We start from the raw sequence: 6,268 nt of genomic DNA, 5'->3' as shown, positions 1-6,268 counted from the left end.
ACGCAACGACATTAACTGCAAAATCAAAGACAATTGGTCAGCCTCACACTTGCGTTGGCTAACTGAATTAACCTTACCCCATCCCGCCCAACAAATCGTTTTGCAAGAATGTATCCAAACGATCACCAAGCGCATACAGCGCTTAGCGCGACTGGATAATGAATTAGTGAATCAAGTACAACGCTGGCGATATTATCCTGTTGTAATAGCCGTTCAAACCATGCGTGGTGTGAGACTGGTAGTGGCCACCGGTGTCGTGGCCGAATTAGGCGATCTAAACCGCTTCGACCATCCCAGAAAACTCATGAGTTATGTCGGACTGGTGCCGAGGGAACACTCTAGTGGCGGCAAACGAAAACTAGGCGCTATTAACAAATGTGGCAATGGCCGAGCCAGACGATTATTAATTGAAGGCGCACATAGCTATCGCTATTCAGACGCAGCAGCTTAAGAGCATCTTCATGATTACCTTACTTAAAAGCAATATACCGCCAGAGCAGATTGATAGAGCGAATACCTGTTGCGTGCGCCCGACGGCAACCAAATTTGCGGGGTTACTTGTTAACGTATTTATCAATAAATAAGTGCGATTTTTTGCACCTTTATAACAACTAATCAAGCAACCACTTTCTTCTTCAAACAATCGAACACTCAGAATTTTACTACTGCCTTGCTACATGGGCTTTAGGTGCTTTTGTCATGCTTATAGTGGCATTTTTATCTCGTGGAATACACACAAAGAGCAGTGAGCAATCACAGTGTTTTCAATTGATATCAGTTAGTACCAGTTAGTTTCAGATAAATGTTTTGATCTGATTAAGTGTCTTTCACGCAAATCGGTTTTTTTATAGTGTTTTGGCAGTCTAAACGCAAGGCTAAACACATTCGAGTGAATTCAACAGCAAAAGGAATATTTCAATGAATATCAAAGGCTCATTAATCTCACGGCACATCAGTGTTGCTTTCATATTTGTAAATCTACTCTCTGGGTGTGGTGGTGACGACAATCCGACTACTGCTGAAGGTGTGTTTATCGATAGTCCGGTACAAGGCTTGGCATACGTTTCAGGGAGCATTTCAGGAATGACCGATGCCAATGGTACTTTCACCTATGAAGTAGGTGCAGAAGTTACATTCAGCATAGGTGATATAGTGATTGGAAGTGCAATGGGAGCGGCGACATTGACACCATTATCACTAGTGGAAGGTGCGTTAGACGAGACAGACCCGGCCGTAGTTAATATTGCTACATTTTTACAAACCTTAGACGATGACGGTGATCCAGAAAATGGAATCACCATCTCTGAGGCTCAGCATAGTGAAGCGGTGGGTTTAACTGTTAATTTTCAACTAAGCACCTTAGATTTTGAATATGACAGTGATGTACAAAGTACGGTAAGTATGTTGACCGGCGTCAGTTATGCTGGTCCGCGGGCACTTATTTCAGCAGCAGACGCATTAGCACATTTGCAGGTAAGTCTCGGACTCGAGGTTGATACAAGTAGTGTAAATGATGATAGTGAATTCGGAACAATCGCACTGAGCGGAGCTGATACGGCTGCAATAGGCGAATCATTAGTGGTTGAGTCGGCAGTTTATGGGCGAGATGACCTGACCAATTTAGAGGACTCTATCGTCATGACAGGCTTAGGATTAACCCTGAATGCAAGAGGCAATGATACTCCTTTTAACTACACCAGTAGTACAGAACATTTTGTTATAGTTGTTGGTGATATGTCACAGTATGGAGGTGATAGTGTTATCTCCATGCAGATAACAAAAAACTCTGTTAAATATAGTTATATTTGTGACACATTCTGCAATACCAGTATCGACCGGGAAAACCAAACTATCACCTTTGACAATGCCGTGGTAACGGAGACTGACACAAGCGCCTCGTTAACATTAAACGGTACAATCAATTGGCTGTTCGAAGATGAGGTGACTTATGCTGACGGTGGCTCTGAAGTGGATGACGGAATTGATGACGAAGTCGATGGTAATTCGGACATGCCAACCCTAGCAAGCTTAGCACTGTCTGGCGATTCCGCTGAAGAGTTAGGTACCGAATTAAAGGTACAGGAAATAGGTTTTGATCTTGAAGATTGGGCCCGTGATGATTCGATAACCTTAGTGGGCAATGGCACGGATTTACTCTATTTAGACAATGCATTAGAGCCTCGTGCGGGGGGATTTGTTATTACTATTTTTGACAATACCGATTTTTTGGGAAATCCACGATTTAGTGTTTATATGATCATTAACCAAAATTCTGTATTGCATTGGTATGACTGTGATGATGGTTGTGACGATGCATCGACTCTGACCGTTGACTATGAAAACAACACCCTTAACTTTGATAATGCGGCGTTTGTAGGGGATGCATCCGAAGATACACATGGTACTGTATATTTGAATGGTAGCGTGTCTTGGGAGTGATTTTAAATAAGTATCAGAGGGCACGCAGAATCAGCCCTCCACTTATTTCATGTATAGCCAACATGTTTCCTAACGCTCATTCACTGTATTTGAATTGAGCGTATGGAAATTTCGGTTACCCTGTCAATATCACGTATTTCACACTTAGCCCGCAAGCGCTACAACACTGAAAAATCAGGCGATGCAGTGTAACCGGGGCAACTGGCCGCTAGTTTATCACGCATGGCCCGCGCTCTTTCCAACTCCCCAAACAACAGCCAAACATTCGTCATTTGAAAGACAGATACCGGATCTACAACATCAGCGTATTCTTCTGCTTGTTGCCTGAGTTGCGTTTTGAATTGGTCAGAGTAATTTTCAGGCTCTAGCTTTGCCAGTGTCAGATAAAGCACCAAACGCAGCGTTTTTTGCTGAACATTGCCTTCACCTTTGGCAATTTCGTTTTCCAATACCAACAAGCCATTCCGATAAGCCTCAACTGCCTTTTGTTTGAGCCCCAGGCGTCGAAATATTTCGCCCATACTGGCCCAGACATGATAAAGGTTGTCGGCACCATAATCGTTCAGCTTGTCTAGCAGTGACTGATAAATCGTTAAGGCTTTTTCCGGTTCACCCAGATATTGATATAAAGTGGCAATGTTTGATTGTAAAGCCGATTCGTCAGGTTGAAATACCAATGCGGCCTGGTAGTGTTCCTTTGCTTTAGCTAAATCTCCTACACAAAATTCCACAGTACCTAAATTGAAGTAGGTTTGATAACTCGGATAGATCTCACTGGCCAGAGTAAATTGCGCAATGGCTTGCGTTTGTTTGCCCGTGAAGTAATAAAGTCTGGCTAGAGTATAAGGAACCTTCCAATTATCAGGTTCTATTTCCAGCGCTTTTTGTAATAGCGATTCCGTGCGCTCAAAAAGTGCGTCGTTTGGCTGTTTTAAATAGCTGCGCATCAAAATTTCAGCCAGGCCCCGCATGGCCTCAACGCTGTTAGTATCAAGCGTCAATATCCCTTCAAATAGCTGCTGAGCGTGCTCAAATTCACCCTGTTTACGCGCCAAATTAGCATTGCTGATTTTGACTTCAATCTCATCAGGCGCCAGGGCTAATGATTTCTCACACGGGATCTTAGCCTCTGCCAGTTTGTCCTGATCGCCTGTCAGATGACCATATTCATAAAGTGCTACACATAGTGCAGCATGGCCCTTGGCAAAATCCGGTGCTAAACGCACCACACTGCCTAGCTCAACGATAGCACGTAGTAAAACCTCTGTCGCCCGGTCGCCATCCAAATACTGCACACCTTTTAAATAGCTTTGTAGTACATCCCAGGACGGGCTATTCAGCTGTTTTTGCTGTTTAATCAGGCTCAGCCACTGGTTTATTTTGAATTGAATAAATTCTTTCGATGCAGCGTGAGAAAAGGTATCTGCCCATATTTGTCGGGACGTACTTCCTTCTGTTGCAAACACTTGCAAAATAACATTTCTACCGATCTGTTCTGTTTTACCGCTGAGCACTAAATCAGCCTTATGTTGCCTGACTAAATCTAAAGGATTAGCAACAGCAGCAAACTTAGCGGTTCTCGCTACCCAACTAAATTTAGTGCTAATTGTCTGCTGTAATTGTTGGGTAATATCCTTTCCACGGGGACCATCGAAAGGCAATACCACGATGACTTTATTGTCAAAATTGATGGGGGCTTGCTGTAATACTGGCGAATCTGCCGATTGTTCCAGCGAGGAATAAAAATACATCGCCCCCAAAAACACAATGGCGATGACCGCCTTAGATTTAATTCCAGTAAATAGCCAGAATGTTACGCTTTTTTTTTCTGGAACGCTGATTGAATATGGTGTTATGGTCCGAGATTCTTGGTCGGCTGTAACTGCTTCATTAGCTTGAATATGCTCGGCTTCAACAGAATCTAAATAAATACTCCACGATTCCACTTTCAACGCTTTTGCCACACGCTCCAGGCTTATCGGATCAACAGCCTCTCCCCGAAACACGCGCCCCACCATAGTGCGGGGAGGTGAATCTAAATTTTCCAAGCGTTGAATTTCAACGGCAATTTCTGTTTGTGATTTAAATCCACTTTCATGCTGAGCAGCCCGTAGTTTTGCAGGCGACGCCTTGATACCCCGAGCTCGATTTTTTGCATGCAAAAATACTTTCCGGTCATTCCCCTTCATCATCATCCTTAAAAATGCAGTTAGTTGAGTGAAGCTAATTCATAGTTAATGGTAGATGCCTGATATAATCTGACTGACAGCCTGGATAGTCATTTTTATTTAGCAAAGAAAGTAAGCGATAAGTGCCTTAGCTCAAAAACTATTATTTAATATGTGTTTGTTTAAAGTCAACTGCAACACAATTGCTTTCGCTAAAGCGACTCACAATTGGCCTCAATACAAAAAATCAAATAAATTCAAATAGATGCTAAATAGAAAGCGAGTGAGGACGGGCATCCGGGAAGTGTTAGCTCTGAATGCAAAACAACCTTACCTGCCGATTATTTTCCCACAAGCACAAAAAAACCGACTCAAGGTCGGTTTATTGTTTACTTGCAAGGTTTGGTATCAAAGGGGTTTACTGGTTTTTGTAGCTGCACAGCAGCGCCCAGTTAAACGGCTAGGCATGGATGTCTGGACTGGGAGCATATCATCATGGGTTCAGTCAGCTTTCCTAGTCACAACTGGTATGCTCGTTTTAAACTATTCGGCAAATGGTACTGCAAGTCGACCAAAGAAAAGGTTAAAGAAAAGGTCATAGCTAAAGCGCATTACATTTTGATGGAAAGTCGTATTAAGGCTGAACAAGGTACACTTACCAAAAGTAAACGCTTTCGTGATGTTGTCGACCTTGCCATCCACAAAATGGAACATGAGCTAGAGCACGGAGGCGGTAAAGTCATATACAAAGACTATATGAATGCCCTTCGCAAATACCACATTCCTTTTTACGACCGTACTTACATCACTTCAATTGACCAGCAAAAAGTGCGTGATTTCGATAGATGGCGAGCCAATCAGGTAGGTCGTGAATTAGCAAAATCCACAATTCTCCCCCATAACGCAGCTATGCAAATGGTATTAAAAGAAGCCATCGAACAGAAATGGATGATACCTATTCAGGTTCCTGTTCTAGCTAACGTTGGTTCGCAAGGAGAGAAACGAGCTTCTTTCACACCAGACGAATACGTAGAAATCTGCGATACCTTGGCAAATATGCAAGATAACAGTCGAAAGGAACGTACCAAGCAAATTCGCATCTTATTATTTTCTATATGGAATTTGTTACCCACTCAGGCATGCGACCAGGCACCGAACTCGAGCAGTTGGCATGGGGGCACATAAGGCCACAGGCATATCTTTCAAAGCCAGAGTCGCGCATTTGTGGCAACTTAAAGACAGTAAAATAGTCAGTTTTGAACAGTTTGTTGACAGTAAAACCGTGACCGATGCGATGTGACGCAACTTCAACTCCAACTTTCATCAAGTTGAGCACTACCAAAATATCACGAATTACATTGAGTTAAGTGTCATCATTGAGACGCGAAACGCCTTTCGGGTTTACCACTCAGACAAGCAACCGCCATGGAGGGCAAACGAAGCAGTTAATACAAAAGCAGTTTTCGAGATGTGAATTAGATTGCAGATCATAAACGTGTAGATGTAACTTCCGCTGCCTACCCATCTACACTCGCTTTCCTACTGGCACAAATAACCGACTGAGCCAGGTTAATTGTTTATATGATACGTTTATTACCGCAGTCTTAACTCAAAAAATAGTGCTCCTACGAAAACGGGGCAGTCAGTTCGATACGAGCCAC

Annotated in this window: 4 protein-coding genes and 1 pseudogene; 4 read left to right on the top strand and 1 reads right to left on the bottom strand. The window is 43.1% G+C overall.

The window, feature by feature from the left end:
- A pseudogene (locus NWQ57_RS00935) lies at window positions 1–433 on the top strand (transposase); the annotation flags it as partial.
- A gap of 485 nt (window positions 434–918) precedes the next feature.
- Window positions 919–2,439 carry a hypothetical protein gene (locus NWQ57_RS00930; protein WP_306020052.1) on the top strand — a complete coding sequence of 507 codons (1,521 nt, stop codon included), beginning with the start codon at window positions 919–921 and terminating at the stop codon, window positions 2,437–2,439.
- Window positions 2,440–2,597: 158 nt separating this feature from the next.
- On the opposite strand, the gene NWQ57_RS00925 is transcribed toward NWQ57_RS00930, so the two are convergent.
- Entirely contained in the window at window positions 2,598–4,628 is a 2,031-nt protein-coding gene (locus NWQ57_RS00925; RefSeq protein WP_306020051.1) for a tetratricopeptide repeat protein, read from the bottom strand.
- Window positions 4,629–5,102: 474 nt separating this feature from the next.
- On the opposite strand from NWQ57_RS00925, the gene NWQ57_RS00920 reads away from it, so the two are divergent.
- On the top strand, window positions 5,103–5,792 hold the full coding sequence (locus NWQ57_RS00920; RefSeq protein ID WP_306020050.1) for a phage integrase SAM-like domain-containing protein: 690 nt from the start codon (window positions 5,103–5,105) through the stop codon (window positions 5,790–5,792).
- A complete protein-coding gene (locus NWQ57_RS00915) occupies window positions 5,779–5,907 on the top strand; it encodes a nuclear transport factor 2 family protein (protein WP_306020049.1) in 129 nt (42 codons plus the stop codon). The genes NWQ57_RS00920 and NWQ57_RS00915 overlap by 14 nt, the downstream gene beginning before the upstream one ends.
- Window positions 5,908–6,268 lie beyond the last annotated feature (361 nt).

Source organism: Paraglaciecola sp. (assembly GCF_030730205.1).
Classification (GTDB): Bacteria; Pseudomonadota; Gammaproteobacteria; order Enterobacterales; family Alteromonadaceae; genus Paraglaciecola.
The sequence above is the reverse complement of the archived record's forward strand: the minus strand, read 5'-3'. Positions and strand labels throughout refer to the sequence as shown.